Consider the following 17,909-nt stretch of genomic DNA (forward strand, 5'->3'; position numbering starts at 1 on the left):
TTCAATCGTCCACGGCATCGAGGAATTCGTCTACCACCGGCATCTCACCCATTCGTGTCGGGATGTTTAAGCCGAAATGCAGATAAGCATGGCGGGTCACCACACGCCCGCGGGGCGTGCGCATGATATAGCCTTGCTGGATCAGGTATGGCTCCAGCACATCTTCGATGGTGTGGCGCTCTTCGCTGATGGCCGCCGCCAGGCTGTCCACGCCCACCGGGCCACCGTCGAACTTTTCGATCATGGTCAGCAGCAGGCGCCGGTCCTGGTGGTCGAAGCCACGCTCGTCGATGTCCAGCAGGTTCAACGCCAGGTCGGCGATCGGCTTGGTGATGTGGCCCTTGGCCCGGACTTCGGCAAAATCCCGGACCCGGCGCAGCAGGCGGTTGGCGATCCGCGGCGTGCCCCGGGCCCGCCGGGCAATCTCATAGGCACCGTCAGGGTCCAGGGGCAGCCCGAGGATGCCCGCCGAGCGGCTGACAATCGTCGCCAGGTCCGCATTGTTGTAGAACTCCAGGCGCTGGACGATACCAAAACGGTCCCGCAGCGGGTTGGTCAGCATGCCCGCACGCGTGGTGGCGCCCACCAGGGTGAAGGGTGGCAGGTCGAGCTTGATGGAGCGCGCCGCCGGCCCTTCGCCGATCATGATGTCGAGCTGGAAATCTTCCATGGCCGGGTACAGCACTTCCTCGACGATCGGCGACAACCGATGGATTTCGTCGATGAACAACACATCATGGGGCTCAAGGTTGGTCAGCAGCGCCGCCAGGTCGCCCGGCCGTTCAAGCACCGGCCCCGATGTGCTCTTGATCGAGACGCCCATTTCCTGGGCAATGATGTTGGCCAGGGTAGTCTTGCCCAGGCCTGGCGGGCCGAAGATCAAGGTGTGGTCCAGCGACTCGCTGCGCCCACGGGCGGCCTGGATGAACAGTTCCATCTGCTCGCGCACGGTCGGTTGGCCGATGTAGTCGGCCAGGCTGACAGGACGAATCGCGCGGTCCTGGATTTCCTCGCGGTCACGGGGCGCGCCCGTGGCGGCGATCAGACGGTCAGCTTCAATCACTTAGATCATTCCCTTCAGGGCACGGCGAATCATGTCTTCGGTGCTCAGGCCTTTTTCCTTGATGGCGGAAATCGCCTTGCTGGCTTCCTGCGGCTTGTAGCCCAGGGAGATCAGCGCGGTGACCGCATCGTTTTCGGCGCTGACCGCCGGCACCGGCGCGTCCGGCTGGTTCGGCACCAAGGCAAACATCGCTGGCACCGCCTCCCAGGCCTTGAAGCGATCCTTGAGTTCGACCAGCAGGCGCTCGGCGGTTTTCTTGCCCACCCCCGGCACCTTGGTCAGGGCCGAGGTGTCCTGGGATTGTACGCAGCGCACCAGTTCGTCGACCTCCAGGCTCGACATCAACGCCAGGGCCAGTTTCGGGCCGACGCCATTGAGACGGATCAGCTCGCGAAAGAAATCCCGCTCGCGCTTGCCGACGAAACCATAGAGTAACTGCGCATCCTCGCGCACGACCAAATGAGTGTGCAGGGTCAGCGGCTCACCGACCGACGGCAGGCGATACAGCGTGGTCATCGGCACTTCGAGCTCATAGCCCAGGCCGTTTACATCCAGAATCAGGTGCGGCGGCTGTTTTTCAGCCAGGGTGCCGCGCAAGCGTCCAATCACGTTTCAGATCCTTGGGCGTTGGCCAGCCCGCGGGCTGGCGAGTAACAACACGAGCATAAAGGCCGACGACACAGGCGCAACGGGCTCGGGTTCATGAAAGAAGCGCTGATGCTATCAGAGACGCAGGCGCCCGCCACGACTGCGTGCGGTCCCCAGGCCATGGGGCAACAGACTGGAACGGGTGTGGGCATGGCAAATGGCGATGGCCAGGGCGTCGGAGGCATCGATCTGCGGCTTGCTGACCAGTTTCAACAGGTGCATCACCATCATTTGCACCTGCTCCTTGTTCGCCGCCCCTGTACCGACGACCGCCTGCTTGACCTGGGTCGCGGTGTACTCGGCGATCTCCAGGTTTTCCTCGGCGCCCGCCACAATGGCCGCGCCCCGGGCCTGCCCTAGCTTCAAGGCCGAATCGGCGTTGCGCGCCATGAAGACCCGTTCGATGCCCATGGTCACCGGGCCGTAGGTCTGGATGACTTCGCGCACCCCGCGATAAACGATCTGCAAGCGCTCGTGCAGCTCACCCGCGCCAGTGCGGATGCAACCAGACGCAACGTACACGCAGCCGCGCCCGGTATCGCGAACCACACCGTAGCCGGTGATGCGCGAACCGGGGTCGATACCAAGGATTAAAGTCATAACGCCTGCGAAAGGTAATGCGGTTGCATGAGGATACAGCCCATCAAAGGTTTGCTGTGAACCTGTGGCGAGGGAGCTTGCTCCCGCTGGGCTGCGCAGCAGGCCTTTTCTGTGAGCGCTTCGCACTCAAGCGGGAGCAAGCTCCCTCGCCACGATGATTTCAAACAACCCCTAAGTGCAGCATCAAGCCTGTCAGCCGAGTTGTTCGGCGACCGATTCAGGAATATCAGCGTTGGAATAAACGTTCTGCACGTCATCCAGGTCTTCCAACATGTCGATCAGCTTGAGCACTTTCTCGGCACCTTCCAGGTCCAGTTCGGCACTGGTGGTCGGCTGCATGACGATTTCCGCGTCCGCAGGCGCAAAACCGGCTGCCTCCAGGGCGTTGCGCACGGCATAGAAGCTGGCGAACGACGTGAACACGTCGAACGAGCCGTCTTCATGGCCGACCACGTCATCGGCGTCGGCCTCCAGGGCCGCCTCGGTCAGGGCGTCTTCATCGAGGCCCGGGGCGAAGCTGATTTGCCCCTTGCGCTCGAACAGATAGGCCACCGAGCCATCGGTGCCCAGGTTGCCACCGCATTTGCTGAACGCGTGACGCACGGCCGCGGCGGTACGGTTGCGGTTGTCGGTCATGCACTCGACCATCACCGCCACGCCGCCCGGGCCATAGCCTTCATAGGTCAGTTCTTCAACGTTATCGGCCTCGGTCGCACCGGCGCCACGGGCAATGGCCCGGTCGATGATGTCGCGGCTCATGTTGGCACCCAAGGCCTTGTCCAGGGCCAGGCGCAGGCGCGGGTTGGAACCCGGATCGCCGCCACCCTGGCGGGCCGCGACTGTCAGCTCACGGATCCACTTGGTGAAGATCTTGCCTCTCTTGGCATCCTGACGTTCTTTGCGGTGCTTGATGTTCGCCCACTTGGAATGACCTGCCATAACTCGCTCCGTTTCTCTTTGGAACATTGCCCGCCCTGCGCTTGCGCAGCGGCCGACAATCAGAAATATCGACGCCAATGAAAAGGCGCATCCGAAGATGCGCCCTCTCAGGTGCCAGCCTTACTCAGCCTTTGGCTGTTCACGCAGACGGATGTGCAACTCGCGCAACGCCTTGGCGTCCACCACACCCGGCGCCTGGGTCATGACATCGGCCGCGCTCTGGGTTTTCGGGAACGCGATCACTTCACGGATCGACTGGGCGCCGGTCATCAGCATCACCAGGCGGTCCAAGCCGAAGGCCAGGCCACCGTGGGGCGGCGCGCCGTATTTCAGGGCGTCGAGCAGGAAGCCGAACTTCTCTTCCTGCTCGGCTTCGCTGATGCCCAGCAGGCGGAACACCGCCTGTTGCATTTCCTTGCGATGGATACGGATCGAACCGCCACCCAGCTCGGTGCCGTTCAGGACCATGTCGTAGGCACGCGACAGCGCGGTGGCCGGGTTGGCCTCCAGCTCTTGCGGCGAGCACTTCGGCGCAGTGAACGGGTGGTGCAGCGCGGAGAAGCTGCCGTCATCGTTTTCTTCGAACATCGGGAAGTCAACGACCCACATCGGCGCCCACTCGCAGGTCAGCAGCTTCAGGTCGTGGCCCAGCTTGATGCGCAGCGCACCCAGGGCTTCGCTGACGATCTTGGCCTTGTCGGCGCCGAAAAACACGATGTCGCCGTCAACCGCACCGACGCGATCGAGGATCACATTCAGGTTGTCTTGCGGGATGTTCTTCACGATCGGCGATTGCAGGCCTTCAACACCCGCGGCACGCTCGTTGACCTTGATGTACGCCAGGCCCTTGGCACCATAGATGCCGACGAACTTGGTGTAGTCGTCGATCTGCTTGCGCGGCATGCTGGCGCCGCCTGGAACACGCAGGGCCGCGATACGGCATTTAGGATCGTTGGCCGGACCGCTGAACACCTTGAAGTCGACGTCCTTGAGCTGGTCGGCCACGTCCACCAGTTCCAGCGGGTTACGCAGGTCCGGCTTGTCGGAACCGTAGCGGCGCATGGCCTCTTCGAAAGTCATGTGCGGGAACTCGCCGAATTCCAGACCCAGCACTTCCTTGAACAGGTTGCGGATCATGCCTTCGGTCAGGCCCATGATGTCTTTTTCGTCGAGGAAGCTGGTCTCGATGTCGATCTGAGTGAACTCAGGCTGACGGTCGGCACGCAGGTCTTCGTCGCGGAAGCACTTGGCGATCTGGTAATAACGATCGAACCCGGCCACCATCAGCAGTTGCTTGAACAGCTGTGGCGATTGCGGCAGGGCAAAGAAGCTGCCGGGGTGGGTGCGGCTCGGCACCAGGTAGTCGCGGGCGCCTTCCGGCGTGGCGCGGGTCAGGATCGGTGTCTCGACGTCGAGGAAGCCGTTCTCGTCCAGGTAACGACGGATGCTGGTGGTCATGCGCGAACGCAGGCGCAGCTTCTCGGCCATTTCCGGGCGACGCAGGTCGATGAAGCGGTAGCGCAGGCGGGTTTCCTCGCCTACGTCGGAATATTCGTTGAGTGGGAACGGTGGGGTTTCCGACTCGTTGAGCACTTCCAGCTCGTAGCCCAGCACTTCGATCATGCCCGACGCCATGTTGGCGTTGCCGGCGCCGGCCGGGCGCAGGCGCACCTTGCCGGTGATCTTGACGACGTATTCGCTGCGCACGCGGTCAGCGGTGGCGAAGGTTTCGGCGCGGTCCGGATCGAACACTACCTGGGCCAGGCCTTCACGATCACGGATATCGAGGAAAATCACCCCGCCATGGTCACGGCGACGATGGACCCATCCGCAAAGAGTAACTTCCTGACCTTCCAGGCTTTCGTTCAGTTGGCCGCAATAATGGCTGCGCATCATGGTAGTGGTTTCACTTCTCGTAATTCGACATTCGGTTGGAGGCCCTGCCCGTGCAAGAACTCGCGCGTATTCAACTCAATCAGCTTTATCGCCACCGGCCAGGTTCTTCTTGGCGCCGGTCTTGAAGTCGGTTTCATACCAGCCCGTACCGCCAAGGCGGAAACCAGGCATGGACAGCATCTTTTTCAGTTCCGGCGCCTGGCAGGCAGGGCAGTCGACCAGCGGTGCCGCGCTGATCTTTTGAATGGCTTCCATCTGATGACCACAGGAAGCACATTGATAGTCGTACATCGGCATGGGGTTGTCTCGGCGATCAGGTTACTCGCGCAAAGGCGGGGCTTTGCGGCAAAGAGCGGGATTATATCCATTAAATGCGGCCTGTGCAGCCGTAAGACCGCACGGTCATTGCCGACCCTGTTGTTCATTTATGGCTTGCAGGACTCATCGTGGCGAGGGAGCTTGCTCCCGCTTGAGTGCGAAGCGCTCACAAAGAGGGCTGCTGCGCAGCCCAGCGGGAGCAAGCTCCCTCGCCACAAATGAATTCATACCCCTTTTGGGGGCCAATCCACGCAATGATCCACTCCTGCCTCCTTCAAACTGTGCACCACACAGACCACGCGCACCAGCCCGCTGAAATTGCGCACCCCGCCGTGGCGCAGGTGCACTTCCCTGTCCACATGGGACAGCAGCGTACTGATGGAGCAGCGGTTGAGCTCGGCCATGTCACCGAGAATCTCCCAATAGACCTGTTCCAGCCGCAGACAGGTGGCGAAACCGTTCAGGCGAATGGAACGGGCCAGGGGCCGGGCCAATTGCATATCGAACCCCCGGACGAACGGGTCGACACTGATAGGCTGACAACGCCCGCGCGCACCTTCCCCGGGTTCTTTTCCTTGAATCATACCGTTGACACTCCTTTGCCATACGAGCCTCTGGGTTGGAACAACCCATTTGTGGCTCTATGGAAGCTCAACGGCATTCCCAGTTCCAGACGACTTTATGACCACGGGCGTAGGACAAGCCAACAGCAGGCCGGCGACGAATTACGTGGTCCTACACGACAGCTGCAGGCAATACACCCCACTACCCGTCATCGCCCGTTCGATTATTGACCTTCGAGCAGCGCGCGCAGCATCCACGCGGTCTTTTCATGAACCTGCATGCGCTGGGTCAGCAGGTCGGCCGTGGGCTCGTCGCTGACCTTGTCCAATAAAGGAAAGATGCCACGGGCCGTACGCGTCACCGCTTCCTGACCCTCGACCAATTGCCGGATCATGTCTTCGGCGGCAGGTACGCCTTCCTCTTCCTTAATAGAAGACAAGCGCGCATACACCGAGTAAGCACCCGGGGCCGGAAAACCCAGGGCGCGGATTCGCTCGGCAATCAGGTCCACGGCCAGGGCCAGCTCGTTGTATTGTTCCTCGAACATCAGGTGCAAGGTCCGGAACATCGGCCCAGTGACGTTCCAGTGGAAATTGTGGGTCTTGAGGTACAGCACGTAGGTGTCCGACAGCAGGCGCGACAGCCCGTCGACGATGGACTTGCGGTCTTCTTCACTGATACCGATATCAATTGCCATTTGCTTGATCTCCTGACGGTGATGAATTCGACAACGGCCACACCCTACTCTAGTGGTTTTGACCGCCTACAGCCTGCGACAGATCGCCAGCCCTCCTGAACCGACAAGCCGGGACAGCATGCGGTTCCGACACTCAAGTAAATTCAACGCCGCTTGCCTGGCACCTTCGAGCACCGGTGGGCCTTTTCTGCCCGACGAACAGCGCGATGCGCGCCCGTAACGGGTTTGAGAAGGCCCGAGCTTTGCTGTTAAATAGGCAGTGTGTCGCTACGCTTATTTTCCCGGGCGTTGCGCATAGGCTGATTCGGGTACGTGTCCAACGCCTCTCATTGTTTCGAAGCGAACCGTCCCCGACCCGCTCTTCCTTGTGATCTGTCTTAACCGTGAGCCAATCAAAATGTTGAAAATCGTCCACTTGCTAATGGGCGCAGCCGCCCTGCTGCTGTCCTTCATCCCTAGCCTGGGTTCCGAAGCCACACCTTACCTGCAACACCCCGATGCACTGTACCTGGCCTTTTTCGGCCTGCTCAACCTGACCCTTGCCCCCGTCATCCCTTACTGGAACAAAGGTCCACGTCACCAACTGCAAAACCTGGTCAGCGCCCTGCTGGTGTTGGCCGTTGCCTTGCAAACCCTGGCCCTGCTGGCACCCATGCCGGAAATCGGCGGTCAACCGGCCATTCTGTTCAGCCTGGGCGCGGCACTGCTCGCCGTGGCACTGCACCTGGCTGTCAGCTTCTACAAGAAGTCGTCGCCGGCCGCCGCTGCGCAGAACTACGACATGTCCAACCGCGATACCGGCACGGTGAAGTGGTTCAACACGTCCAAGGGTTTCGGCTTCATCTCCCGCGACTCCGGCGATGACATTTTCGTGCATTTCCGGGCCATTCGTGGCGAAGGCCATCGCGTCCTGGTGGAAGGCCAGCGCGTGGAGTTCTCCGTGATGAACCGCGACAAGGGCCTGCAGGCCGAAGACGTGATCGCCGCGCTGCCGCGCCGCTGATCCAAGCGTAAAAAAACCGCGATGCAGCCTGGCTGCTCGCGGTTTTTTATTGCCCGGCAATCGGGCCACATCCGTTCAGTAGTGAGGGGGCGGCGCCTCTTCCTCGAACGATTCGAATTGCCCGGCCATTTCTTCCTGGCGCTTGAGCAACGCCGCCATCTGCAGCTGCAGACGCTCGACAACCCGCTGTTGCGCCACCAGCACATCATTCAATGCCTGGATGGTGTCATCCTGAAACGCCAGGCGGCTTTCCAGATCGGTTACACGGTCTTCAAGGTTCATGGTTCAGCCCTCCAGAAACTTGAAATCATCGGCCAGGGCCACTCGCAACCGTTCGCGAATGGCCGCGACCTGCCCTGCATCATAAGGCTGGGCCGGGTGCTTGCCCCAGACCGGCGCAGGCCAGGCCGCATCCTCACGCTTGCGCACGATGACATGCATGTGCAGTTGACTGACGACGTTACCCAAGGTTGCAACGTTCATCTTGTCGGCATCGAACGAATCCTTGAGGGTTTCGGCCAACGCCGTGGTTTCTTTCCACAGTTGCAACTGATCGCTGTCATCCAACTGAAACAATTCGCTGATATTTTCTCGCCGCGGCACGAGGATGAACCACGGGTAATTGGCGTCGTTGGACAAGAGCAGCCGGCATAGCGGGAAATCGCCAATGGGCAATGTGTCTTGTTGCAGTCGTGGATCTAAGGCAAACACCGTGTGTACTCCTCGTTTTCGATTCTGTCCGGTTCAGTGACCCGCAGGCCTGCGTCGGACACAGATAGGCAGCATACCCGCGAACGCCGGATCGATCACTGCGTAGCGTCCCGATGTTCATTCTTTCGAACGATTTTTCACCTGCAAGCATCAACCTGTGCAAGCTGACGCACCAACACAGCGCAAGCGGCACGGCAAGGTCCTGAAAGGACCGTGCCAGGGCCCAGGCAAAGCCTCGACGCTGTAAGATTTTCGTACAACCTGAAATTTTTCTGCACCAAAACAGCACAGTGCGTCTACGCTCAGTGCACAAAGCATCCGTGATTTACTCACTGGGTAGGGTGAACCGGTAACGTTTTTGGTTGTCTGGCCACATTTGTCGCCGCCAAACACGGGAGCCCACACGAGTCAACCCTATTTAAAACAAGGCCTTTGGAGCCCGGTTTCATGAGGTTTCACCGCGTCAACCGGTGAAATGTGAAAAAAATGTAAACGAAATCCGGGTTTGAGCATGCTTGTTGCATTCATACTCGCACTGTCCAAGGGGCTCGCCGGAAGCGAGCACCTGCCGACATACAAATTAAAGTGGCAAGGCTGCCCACAGGAGCTTCAAGCGCGGTAATGACGGACTCTTTACACCGATGCCGGAAAAAGAAAAAACAACATAAAGTTGTGAATACGGTTGCGTCGGAACAGCTGAAATGCGACATGGATCGAGCCATTGGCGACAGGGTCGTAAAGAAGCTGAAAGGTTGAATGGGCAAGTATCGCCAAAGAATGTCGACGTGATATAAGTTTGCGCCGACACAAAAAGAAAGAGCCGCCCAGATAAAAAAACAGGTGGGACGGCAGTACTCTTCTAAAAACCAAAGGAGCAAATCACGATGCGCGTGATGAAGTGGAGCATGATCGCACTGGCTGTATCGGCCAGCGTTTCGCAGTTCGCAGTGGCGTCCTCCCAAGAGGAATCCAAGGGCTTTTTTGAAGATCAGAGCCTGACTGTTAAAAGTCGTATGCTGTACATGAACCGTGATTTCAAACACGGTGCTTCCAACAACCAAAATACCGGTGGCAAGGCACGTAGCACTGGCTACCGCGAAGAAACTGGTCTTGGCGTGCAGGCTGTTTACGAGTCCGGCTTCACTCAAGGCACCGTTGGTGTCGGTGTGGACGCTCTGTTCAATGGCCAAGTCAAACTGGATAGCGGCGCAGGTCGTACCGGTAACAGTATTTTCGGCACAGGTGACGACGGCAGCCCGGAAGACACCCAGTCTGAAGTTGGCGGCGCAGTCAAGTTCCGCTTATCTGACACCGTCCTGAAGTATGGTAACCAGTACACCACCAGCCCAGTATTCTCCACGGATGACAGCCGTCTGAATCCGGAAGTTGCTACCGGTACGCTCATCACCAGCAAAGAAATCAAGGGTCTGGAGCTGACCGCTGGTCGCTTCACCGCTATGAACGCACAGAACTACACGGGCCGTGACAGCATCAATGGTCGGCACAGCCAAGGCTTGCCATCCGCCAACATTGCTGGCGCAACCTATCAGTTCACTGACAACTTCGTAGCAGGCGTAGCAGCTTCCGACGTTGAAGACTACTTCAAGAAGAAGTACCTCAACGTGAACTACACCCTGCCAATCAATGAAGATCAGTCTCTGAACTTCGACTTCAACGGCTACGACAGCAAGAGTCAGGGTCAAGAGCTAAGCGGTGATATTGACAACCGCATCTGGTCGCTCGCAGCAGCTTACAGCCTCGGCGCGCATAAATTCACCTTGGCTCACCAGCGCTCCTCCGGTGACAGCGGCTACGCTTATGGCGTTGACGGTGGCGGTACTATCTACCTCGCCAACTCCGTGCAGTATTCCGACTTCAACGGTCAAGACGAGACCTCTTGGCAGGCTCGCTACGACCTGAACATGAAGACCTACGGCATTCCTGGCCTGAGCTTCATGACTCGTTACATCACCAGTGACAACATCGCTACCGCTACAAGCGATGCCAAAGCCCACGAGTGGGACTTCGAAACCAAATACGTTCTGCAAAGCGGTCCAGCCAAAGACCTGTCTGTGCGTCTGCGTAGCGCGGTTTATCGGACTAGCACCTCTAACCCGGATTACACCGACAACAACGACTTCCGCGTAATCGTCGAATACCCACTGAGCATCTTGTAATTCAGTGCTAATTCGATAGCTTCACCCGCAACAAACAAAAACCGCTCACCTGATCCAGGTGAGCGTTTTTTTTATGTCCATTGCAATGCCAGCTTTAACGCAACTTGTTAAGTAGCAAGCTAACTAAATATAACCTGACTCCAGCGCCAAGGTATATTCAAGTCGTTATTGCGCTGGCCCTTCCTGAACGACTCGAATCACGCGTTGTGGAAACGGAATATCTATACCCGCCTCCTTCAAGCGATCCCGCGCCTGCTCATTGAGCATGAACATGACGTTCCAGTAATCCGCGGTCTTGACCCAAATACGCAACGACACCGTGATGGCACTGTCGCCCAAGGTGGAAATCACTGCTTCAGGCGCTGGATCCGCCAGCACGCGTTCATCCTTGGCCAACTCAAGCAACACTTCCCGGGCCTTTTGCAGGTCGGCCTGGTAATCCACACCGACATCGAACACGACCTTGCGGGTCGGCTGGCGGTTGGTGTTGGTGATGATGCCGTTGGAGAGATTGCCGTTAGGCACGATGACGGTCTTGTTGTCACCGGTGCGCAGCACCGTGTGGAAAATCTGGATGCTGTCGACCGTACCGGCCACGCCCTGGGCTTCGATCCAGTCACCGATGCGGAACGGGCGGAACAGCAGGATCAGCACGCCACCGGCGAAGTTCGCCAGGCTGCCTTGCAAGGCCAGGCCAATCGCCAGGCCGGCGGCACCGATGGCGGCGACGAACGAAGTGGTTTCCACACCGATCATCGAAGCGACGCTGACGATCAGCAATATCTTCAGGATGATGTTGGCCAGGGTACTGATAAACCCCTGCAGTGCCAGGTCGGCATTACGCAAGGCCAGCAAAGCACCCAGCTTGCGCGTCACTTTGTTGATCAACCACCAGCCGACGGCCAGGGTGATAACGGCCAGCAGCACGCGGCTGCCGTATTCCATGATCATGGGGATCCAGGTCTGGGAAACCTTGACCAGGTTATCCACTTCAGCGTTCAAGTCCATCTAACTCTCCTTATTCCTGTTGCACGCGGCATTGTGTGGCGAGGGAGCTTGCTCCCGCTGGGCCTGTAGAAGCTGTGTAGGAGCTGTGTAGGAGCTGTCGAGTGAAACGAGGCTGCGATCTTTTCCCAAGGCACTTGAATCCCAAGCGAAAGATCAAAAGATCGCAGCCTTCGGCAGCTCCTACAGGACCAAGCGGGAGCAAGCTCCCTCGCCACGGTCATTACGAAATCAGTCGCGGAAATTATTGAATTGCAGGGGCATGCCGAATTCCTTGCCGCGCAGTGCCGCAATGGCTTCTTGCAAGTCGTCACGTTTCTTGCCGGTGACCCGTACCTGCTCGCCCTGGATGGCGGCTTGTACCTTGAGCTTGGCGTCCTTGATGTGAGCGACGATCTTCTTCGCCAGTTCCTTGTCGATGCCTTCCTTGAGCACGGCTTCCTGCTTCATCAACTTGCCCGAGGCATAGGCGTCCTTGACCTCAAGGCACTGCACGTCGATCTTGCGCTTGACCAGCGCCAGCTTGAGGATCTCGATCATCGCCTCGAGCTGGAAATCGGCCTCGGCGGTCAGGTTCACGGTCAGGTCTTTTTCCTTGAACTCGAAACTGCCCTTGCCCTTGAGGTCATAACGACGGTCGAGTTCCTTGACGGCATTTTCAACCGCGTTGGTGACTTCGTGTTTGTCCAGTTCGGATACCACGTCGAATGACGGCATGTAGTGTTCTCCAAATAAAAAGGCGCGCCAGTAACAACGGCGCGCGCTTGGCTTGTGGTTAAAATCGGGCTCATTATAACGGCTCTTTTCCTGCCGACACTGCGAGCCCTCCGATGCCTGCATCAATCCGAGCAAAAAACTGATGTCGACCACCTGGCATGTCCTCGGGGCCGGCAGTCTCGGCACGTTGTGGGCCACGCGCCTGGCCCGGGCCGGGCTGCCGGTGCGGCTGGTGCTGCGCGACGAAGCGCGCTTGCAGGCCTACCGCGGCGCCGGTGGCCTGACCCTGGTGGAACAGGGCCAGGCGCAGTCCTACCCGGTGCCAGGCGAAACAGCGGACAGCCCGGAGCCAATCAGGCGTCTGCTGCTGGCCTGCAAGGCCTACGACGCAGAAGCGGCGGTGAACTCGGTGGCCCATCGCCTGGACGCCGAATCGGAACTGATCCTGCTACAAAACGGCCTCGGCAGCCAGGACGCAGTGGCCAATTGTGTGCCCCAGGCCCGTTGCATCAGCGCCTCCAGCACCGAAGGCGCGTTCCGCGACGGTGACTGGCGCGTGGTGTTCGCTGGCCACGGCTACACCTGGTTGGGCGACCCGGCACACCCGGTGGCGCCGTTCTGGCTGAACGACCTGGCCGCCGCCGGCATTCCCCACGAATGGAGCGCCGACATCCTCACCCGCCTCTGGCGCAAGCTGGCACTCAACTGTGCAATCAATCCGCTGACCGTGCTGCATCACTGCAAGAACGGCGGCTTGCAGGAACACCGCTGCGAAGTGGCGACCTTGTGCGCAGAGCTCACCGACCTGCTCGAACGCTGCGGCCAGCCTGCGGCAGCCGAGGATTTGCAGCCGGAAGTCGGACGAGTGATCCAGGCCACGGCCGCCAATTACTCCTCGATGTACCAGGACGTCGCCAATCGGCGTCGCACCGAAATCAGCTACTTGCTCGGTTACGCCTGCAAGGTCGCCCAACGCCATGAGCTGAGCGTGCCGCACCTGGAGCAACTGCGCCAGCGACTGATTGCCCACTTGGACAACCTCGGATTGCCCAGCGACTGAGCAGCGGCTACGCTGGCCCTCGTGTTCCTTTTTAGCGACGAGTCTGATGCCATTGCGCCAGCGCCTTGAAAATCTCCCGGTCGGCCAGAAACTGCTGGCCGCCCTGTTGGTGTTATTGACCACTGTCCTGCTGGTGGCCAACCTGACTTTTATCAGCGCCGCCTACTACATTTCCCAGGAAAGCATGGCGCCCCAGGCCCTGCAGACCATTGGCCGGCTGATCGCCAACCCGAGCCTGATTTCCGACGCCCTGCAATCGCCCCAAAGCGCCCAACGCCTGCTCGACGAACTCAACAGCTACGCACCGCTGCGGGCCGCGGCGTTGTACGACGGCCAGGGCGAGCGCCTGGCACAGCTGCAACAAGGCGAAAAACTCAAGCTGCCAGATCATTACCGCCACATACAAGCCTGGCAAGCGGGTGAGTTTCGCAGCAACCAGGTCATCACCCTGCCCCGCCCCGGCACGACGCCCGGCCATCTGTTGCTGGTGGCCAGCAGCGAATTGCCGACCGCGTTCTACACCGGCACCCTGACCGCCAGCCTCGGCATCCTGATTTTCAGCGTATTGCTGTGGCTGGTCATTGCCCAACAGATCAAACGCCTGATTACCCGACCGATTCATCAACTCGAAGAACTGTCACGCCAGGTCACCCGCGAGGAGAACTATGCCCTGCGTGCCGCACGGGGCAACCACGACGAGATCGGCAGCCTGGCCGAGGCGTTCAATACCATGCTCTCGCGGATCGAAGCCCGGGAACAGCAACTCAAGCGTGCGCGGGACGATTCCCAGGCCGCCTACGACCAGGCCCAGGGCCTGGCGGAAGAAACCCGTCACACCAATCGCAAGCTGGAGCTGGAAGTCCAGGTGCGCAGCAAGATCGAGAAAAAACTCACTGGTTTCCAGAACTACCTCAACAGCATCATCGACTCCATGCCGTCGGCCCTGATCGCCCTCGACGAGCAACTCTACGTCACTCAGTGGAACCAGGAAGCCAGCGCCCTCTCCGGCACGCGCCTGGACGAAGCCCTGAACCAGCCGATCTTCCTCGCCTTCGAACCGCTCAAGCCGTACCTGCCCCAGCTCAAGCAAACCGTCGAGCAGCATACGGTGGCCAAGATCGAACGCGTCACCTGGACCAAGGACGACGAAGCCCGGCATTACGCCCTGACCTTCTACCCGCTGATGGGCGGTGCCGGACGGGGCGTGGTAATCCGCATCGACGACATCACCCAGCGCCTGTCGCTGGAAGAAATGATGGTGCAGTCGGAGAAGATGCTCTCGGTCGGCGGCCTCGCGGCGGGCATGGCCCATGAGATCAACAACCCCCTGGGCGCCATCCTGCACAACGTGCAGAACATCCGCCGACGCCTGTCGCCGGAACTGCCGAAGAACCTCGAACAGGCCGAGCACCTGGGGATCGAACTGCCGGTGGTCAACCGCTACCTGGAAACCCGGGAAATCCCGCAGTTGCTCGACGGCATCCAGCAGGCCGGCGCCCGGGCAGCGAAAATCGTCACCCACATGCTCAGCTTCAGCCGTCGCAGCACACGGCAGATGGCGCCGTGCGACCTGCCGGCGCTGATCGACCAGGCGGTGGAAATCGCCGGTAACGACTTCGACCTGGCGATCGGCTTCGACTTCAAGGGCCAGGCGATCATCCGTCAGTTCGACCCGAACCTGGGGCCGGTGCCAGGCACCGCCAACGAACTGGAACAAGTGCTGCTCAACCTGCTGAAAAACGCCGCCCAGGCGATCCATCAGCGCCAGGACGACAGCGAACCCGGGCGCATTATCCTGCGCACGCGGTTGAATCCGCCGTGGGCGGAAATCCAGGTCGAGGACAACGGCATCGGCATGAGCGAGAACGTGCGCAAGCGCACCTTCGAGCCCTTCTTCACCACCAAGGAGATCGGCCAGGGCACCGGCCTTGGGCTATCGGTTTCGTATTTCATCATCACCAACAACCACAAGGGCCAGATGGAAGTGCAGTCGGCGCCGGGCCAAGGCACCTGCTTCACGCTACGCCTGCCCCTGGCGGGCACCTCTATGGTGGCGCAGGAAAACAAACAACTGGAGCGCTGAGCATGGGTTTCCGCCTGTCGAAGATTTACACCCGCACCGGCGACAAAGGTGAAACCGGGTTGGGCGACGGTCGCCGCGTGGCAAAGGATCACCCACGGGTCGAGGCCATCGGCGAAGTGGACACACTGAACAGCCAACTGGGTTTATTGCTGGCCGGGCTCGCCGCTGAAACGGCCCAATACCCGGCGCTGAAGGAAGTCAGCGACGTGCTGGAGCCTTGTCAGCATCGCTTGTTCGACCTCGGCGGCGAACTGGCGATGCCGGCCTACCAGGCCTTGAACGTGGCGGAGATCGAGCGGCTGGAAGCAGCGATCGATGTGTGGAACGAGGAAGTGGGGCCACTGGAAAACTTCATCCTGCCCGGCGGCTCGACGCTGATCGCCCAGGCCCACGTCTGTCGCAGCCTGGCCCGCAGCGCCGAACGTCGGTGCCAGCAATTGAACGCGGTGGAGCCGCTGGCCGGACCGGGGCTGGCCTATATCAATCGGTTGTCAGACTTGTTGTTCGTGGCCGCGCGGGTGATTGCTCGGCGGCAAGGGGTGGCGGAGGTGCTTTGGGAGGCGGCGGCCAAGCCTGGGAGCTGATCACCTGCTTGATCGTTCCCCACGCTCTGCGTGGGAACGCAGCCCGGGACGCTCCGCGTCCCTCCAGAGCCGAACGCGGAGCGTCCGTTGAGGCGTTCCCACGCGGAGCGTGGGAACGATCAGTTCACTGCCCCTCTGGCCAAAACGCCCGAATCCCCGCCACACCCTGCGCTCCAGCCTCCCAGGCTTTTTGCCGCTCGCCGGGCCCTACACCACCCAACAGATAGACCGGACGGTTGAAGCCCTCGATCAACCGCGCCGCCTCTGCCCATCCCAACGGCTGTGCATCGGGATGGGTCTGGGTCGGTTGCACCGGCGAAAGCGTCACGAAATCCACGTCCATCTGCTGCGCCAGGGACAGTTCCTCGGCGTTATGGCAGGAGGCCGCCAGCCAGCGGTCCTTGCCGAACGGGCGACCGGCCGCGGCATGCTTGCGCAGTTGCGCGGCAGTAATGTGCCAGCCAGCGGAAGGAAAATCCCCCAGCCATTCGAACGGCCCCTTGAGCATCAACTGGGCCTTGCCAGCACACAACCCCACCGCATCCACCGCCAGATCGCGGTATTGCGGGTCGTAGCCGTTGGGGGCACGCAGTTGGACCAATTTGATCCCGCCGGCAATCGCCTTCTGCATGCCGCGCAGCAAGGCCGGCGTCTCGAGGCCTTCCGGGGTGATCAGGTATTCACCCGGCAAACGGGCCGCCGCGACGATCGGCTGGTTGGCCGCCGGAAACTCATGGTTGGTCAGGTCGCGGGCCGTCACCCAGGCCAACGGTTGACCTTCGGCGCCATGGGGCTCGCCGGTGAACGCCGAGACTTCCCAGACATCCAGCAACACCTGTTTGTCCGGGTAATCGTGACGCACCTTGATCAACGGCCGGGCGGCGTCGACGACAATGCCCAGCTCTTCATGAAGTTCGCGGGCCAGGGCGGTTTCGACGGATTCGCCGGCCTCGACCTTGCCGCCAGGAAATTCCCACAGGCCGCCCTGGTGCTGGGTGTCGGCCCGTCGGGCGATCAGGATTTTACCGGCGGCATCGCGAATGACCGCTGCCGCCACATGGACTCGTTTCACCGCGCAGTGTCCTCCAGGCCAGCCTGTTGCCATACCTTGAAGGCCGGCCATTGATAAAGGGTTTCAACGTAGGCCTCATCGACCTCGGAAAGTGCCACTTGATAAGTGCGCAAGCGCACGGCAACAGGGGCAAAAAAGGCATCGGCCAGGCTCACGCGGCCAAACAGGTAAGGACCGGTCTCGGTCGCCGTGGCACGGCATTCGGCCCACAGCGCCAGCATCCGCTCGATCTCCGCCTGGACGTCAGCCGGCATGGGCGACAGCGGCGCATCGTGCAGCAGATCCATGGGCATATGGTTGCGCAGGGCGAAAAAGCCGCTGTGCATTTGCGCACAGGCCGAACGCGCTTGGGCCCGAGCGGCCACATCCGTGGGCCAGAGATTGGCCTCGGGGAACTGTTCGGCCAGGTACTCGCCAATCGCCAGGGAATCGGCGATCACGCCGAATTCGGTCTTGAGCAACGGGACCTTGGCCGTGGCCGAATACTTGAGCAGCTTTTCACGGGTGTCCGGCTGGCCGAGCCTGACCAGCTCTTCGGTGTACTTCGCGCCGGTCAGCGCCAGGGCCAAGGCCCCACGCAGGGACCAGGAGGATAGATCTTTGTCGCCGATGATCAGGTGCAGGCTCATGTGGATTCCTTTCTTATGGTTCTGAGGTGTGTCTGTTCTGGCGCCATCGCGAGCAAGCTCGCTCCCACAGGGGATTTGTTGAGTGACCTAAAAAGCGTTCACGCCACCGATCCACTGTGGGAGCGAGCTTGCTCGCGATTGGA

General features: G+C 60.3%; 19 protein-coding genes. 5 read left to right on the top strand and 14 right to left on the bottom strand.

Annotation, left to right across the window (positions count from 1 at the left end):
• Position 1: 1 nt before the first annotated feature.
• The 8 genes from ruvB to AD659_RS20765 form a co-directional block, all read right to left on the bottom strand.
• On the bottom strand, positions 2-1,063 hold the full coding sequence (gene ruvB / locus AD659_RS20730) for a Holliday junction branch migration DNA helicase RuvB (RefSeq protein WP_003178599.1): 1,062 nt from the start codon (positions 1,061-1,063) through the stop codon (positions 2-4).
• Complete coding sequence (gene ruvA / locus AD659_RS20735; RefSeq protein WP_053124616.1) at positions 1,064-1,672, bottom strand: Holliday junction branch migration protein RuvA; 609 nt, start codon at positions 1,670-1,672, stop codon at positions 1,064-1,066.
• A 114-nt stretch (positions 1,673-1,786) separates the two neighbouring features.
• Positions 1,787-2,311: a crossover junction endodeoxyribonuclease RuvC gene (gene ruvC, locus AD659_RS20740; protein ID WP_014339919.1), complete on the bottom strand. Its 525-nt coding sequence runs from the start codon at positions 2,309-2,311 to the stop codon at positions 1,787-1,789.
• A gap of 192 nt (positions 2,312-2,503) precedes the next feature.
• Positions 2,504-3,250, bottom strand: coding sequence for a YebC/PmpR family DNA-binding transcriptional regulator (locus tag AD659_RS20745; protein ID WP_053124618.1), 747 nt, complete (start codon positions 3,248-3,250; stop codon positions 2,504-2,506).
• A 120-nt stretch (positions 3,251-3,370) separates the two neighbouring features.
• A complete protein-coding gene (gene aspS / locus AD659_RS20750) occupies positions 3,371-5,146 on the bottom strand; it encodes an aspartate--tRNA ligase (RefSeq protein WP_053124620.1) in 1,776 nt (591 codons plus the stop codon).
• A 75-nt stretch (positions 5,147-5,221) separates the two neighbouring features.
• Complete coding sequence (locus AD659_RS20755) at positions 5,222-5,443, bottom strand: FmdB family zinc ribbon protein (protein WP_003178589.1); 222 nt, start codon at positions 5,441-5,443, stop codon at positions 5,222-5,224.
• Positions 5,444-5,688: 245 nt separating this feature from the next.
• On the bottom strand, positions 5,689-6,048 hold the full coding sequence (locus AD659_RS20760; RefSeq protein ID WP_053124622.1) for a ribbon-helix-helix domain-containing protein: 360 nt from the start codon (positions 6,046-6,048) through the stop codon (positions 5,689-5,691).
• A 203-nt stretch (positions 6,049-6,251) separates the two neighbouring features.
• The gene (locus AD659_RS20765; RefSeq protein WP_053124624.1) at positions 6,252-6,725 is read right to left on the bottom strand and encodes a Dps family protein; all 474 of its coding nucleotides are present in this window, start codon (positions 6,723-6,725) and stop codon (positions 6,252-6,254) included.
• A gap of 397 nt (positions 6,726-7,122) precedes the next feature.
• On the opposite strand from AD659_RS20765, the gene AD659_RS30390 reads away from it, so the two are divergent.
• Positions 7,123-7,728: a cold-shock protein gene (locus AD659_RS30390; protein WP_003205048.1), complete on the top strand. Its 606-nt coding sequence runs from the start codon at positions 7,123-7,125 to the stop codon at positions 7,726-7,728.
• Positions 7,729-7,803: 75 nt separating this feature from the next.
• On the opposite strand, the gene AD659_RS20775 is transcribed toward AD659_RS30390, so the two are convergent.
• Positions 7,804-8,010: a SlyX family protein gene (locus AD659_RS20775; RefSeq protein WP_053124626.1), complete on the bottom strand. Its 207-nt coding sequence runs from the start codon at positions 8,008-8,010 to the stop codon at positions 7,804-7,806.
• A gap of 3 nt (positions 8,011-8,013) precedes the next feature.
• Entirely contained in the window at positions 8,014-8,439 is a 426-nt protein-coding gene (locus AD659_RS20780; RefSeq protein ID WP_053124629.1) for an HIT domain-containing protein, read from the bottom strand.
• 884 nt (positions 8,440-9,323) lie between these two features.
• Here AD659_RS20780 and AD659_RS20785 point away from each other — a divergent pair.
• Positions 9,324-10,616, top strand: a complete 1,293-nt coding sequence (locus AD659_RS20785) for an OprD family porin (protein WP_053124631.1) — start codon at positions 9,324-9,326, stop codon at positions 10,614-10,616.
• Positions 10,617-10,781: 165 nt separating this feature from the next.
• On the opposite strand, the gene AD659_RS20790 is transcribed toward AD659_RS20785, so the two are convergent.
• Both AD659_RS20790 and AD659_RS20795 read right to left on the bottom strand, forming a co-directional pair.
• A complete protein-coding gene (locus AD659_RS20790; protein ID WP_053124633.1) occupies positions 10,782-11,624 on the bottom strand; it encodes a mechanosensitive ion channel family protein in 843 nt (280 codons plus the stop codon).
• 228 nt (positions 11,625-11,852) lie between these two features.
• Complete coding sequence (locus AD659_RS20795; RefSeq protein WP_003205057.1) at positions 11,853-12,338, bottom strand: YajQ family cyclic di-GMP-binding protein; 486 nt, start codon at positions 12,336-12,338, stop codon at positions 11,853-11,855.
• A 142-nt stretch (positions 12,339-12,480) separates the two neighbouring features.
• Between AD659_RS20795 and AD659_RS20800 the strand changes: the two genes are divergently transcribed.
• From AD659_RS20800 to AD659_RS20810, 3 genes are read left to right on the top strand one after another with little or no spacing between them, the layout of a single operon-like run.
• Positions 12,481-13,398 (top strand): putative 2-dehydropantoate 2-reductase, encoded by a 918-nt coding sequence (locus tag AD659_RS20800; RefSeq protein WP_053124635.1) that lies wholly within the window; start codon positions 12,481-12,483, stop codon positions 13,396-13,398.
• 46 nt (positions 13,399-13,444) lie between these two features.
• Positions 13,445-15,481, top strand: coding sequence for a sensor histidine kinase (locus tag AD659_RS20805; RefSeq protein ID WP_053124637.1), 2,037 nt, complete (start codon positions 13,445-13,447; stop codon positions 15,479-15,481).
• A 2-nt stretch (positions 15,482-15,483) separates the two neighbouring features.
• Complete coding sequence (locus tag AD659_RS20810; protein WP_053124639.1) at positions 15,484-16,065, top strand: cob(I)yrinic acid a,c-diamide adenosyltransferase; 582 nt, start codon at positions 15,484-15,486, stop codon at positions 16,063-16,065.
• A 124-nt stretch (positions 16,066-16,189) separates the two neighbouring features.
• Here AD659_RS20810 and AD659_RS20815 read toward each other — a convergent pair whose 3' ends face one another.
• The gene (locus AD659_RS20815; RefSeq protein ID WP_053124640.1) at positions 16,190-17,137 is read right to left on the bottom strand and encodes a Nudix family hydrolase; all 948 of its coding nucleotides are present in this window, start codon (positions 17,135-17,137) and stop codon (positions 16,190-16,192) included.
• Complete coding sequence (locus AD659_RS20820) at positions 17,134-17,766, bottom strand: glutathione S-transferase family protein (RefSeq protein WP_053124642.1); 633 nt, start codon at positions 17,764-17,766, stop codon at positions 17,134-17,136. The genes AD659_RS20815 and AD659_RS20820 overlap by 4 nt, the downstream gene beginning before the upstream one ends.
• Positions 17,767-17,909 lie beyond the last annotated feature (143 nt).

The organism is Pseudomonas thivervalensis, from assembly GCF_001269655.1.
Lineage (GTDB): Bacteria > Pseudomonadota > Gammaproteobacteria > Pseudomonadales > Pseudomonadaceae > Aquipseudomonas > Aquipseudomonas thivervalensis.

Excerpts from the sequence above, each read along its gene's own strand:
- AD659_RS20785 (WP_053124631.1), top strand. The coding sequence starts at position 9,324 with ATGCGCGTGATGAAGTGGAGCATGATCGCACTGGCTGTATCGGCCAGC.
- ruvC (WP_014339919.1), bottom strand. The coding sequence starts at position 2,311 with ATGACTTTAATCCTTGGTATCGACCCCGGTTCGCGCATCACCGGCTAC.
- AD659_RS20765 (WP_053124624.1), bottom strand. The coding sequence starts at position 6,725 with ATGGCAATTGATATCGGTATCAGTGAAGAAGACCGCAAGTCCATCGTC.
- AD659_RS20755 (WP_003178589.1), bottom strand. The coding sequence starts at position 5,443 with ATGCCGATGTACGACTATCAATGTGCTTCCTGTGGTCATCAGATGGAA.
- AD659_RS20745 (WP_053124618.1), bottom strand. The coding sequence starts at position 3,250 with ATGGCAGGTCATTCCAAGTGGGCGAACATCAAGCACCGCAAAGAACGT.
- AD659_RS20800 (WP_053124635.1), top strand. The coding sequence starts at position 12,481 with ATGTCGACCACCTGGCATGTCCTCGGGGCCGGCAGTCTCGGCACGTTG.
- AD659_RS30390 (WP_003205048.1), top strand. The coding sequence starts at position 7,123 with ATGTTGAAAATCGTCCACTTGCTAATGGGCGCAGCCGCCCTGCTGCTG.
- AD659_RS20775 (WP_053124626.1), bottom strand. The coding sequence starts at position 8,010 with ATGAACCTTGAAGACCGTGTAACCGATCTGGAAAGCCGCCTGGCGTTT.
- AD659_RS20760 (WP_053124622.1), bottom strand. The coding sequence starts at position 6,048 with ATGATTCAAGGAAAAGAACCCGGGGAAGGTGCGCGCGGGCGTTGTCAG.
- AD659_RS20790 (WP_053124633.1), bottom strand. The coding sequence starts at position 11,624 with ATGGACTTGAACGCTGAAGTGGATAACCTGGTCAAGGTTTCCCAGACC.
- AD659_RS20810 (WP_053124639.1), top strand. The coding sequence starts at position 15,484 with ATGGGTTTCCGCCTGTCGAAGATTTACACCCGCACCGGCGACAAAGGT.
- AD659_RS20805 (WP_053124637.1), top strand. The coding sequence starts at position 13,445 with ATGCCATTGCGCCAGCGCCTTGAAAATCTCCCGGTCGGCCAGAAACTG.
- AD659_RS20820 (WP_053124642.1), bottom strand. The coding sequence starts at position 17,766 with ATGAGCCTGCACCTGATCATCGGCGACAAAGATCTATCCTCCTGGTCC.
- AD659_RS20795 (WP_003205057.1), bottom strand. The coding sequence starts at position 12,338 with ATGCCGTCATTCGACGTGGTATCCGAACTGGACAAACACGAAGTCACC.
- aspS (WP_053124620.1), bottom strand. The coding sequence starts at position 5,146 with ATGATGCGCAGCCATTATTGCGGCCAACTGAACGAAAGCCTGGAAGGT.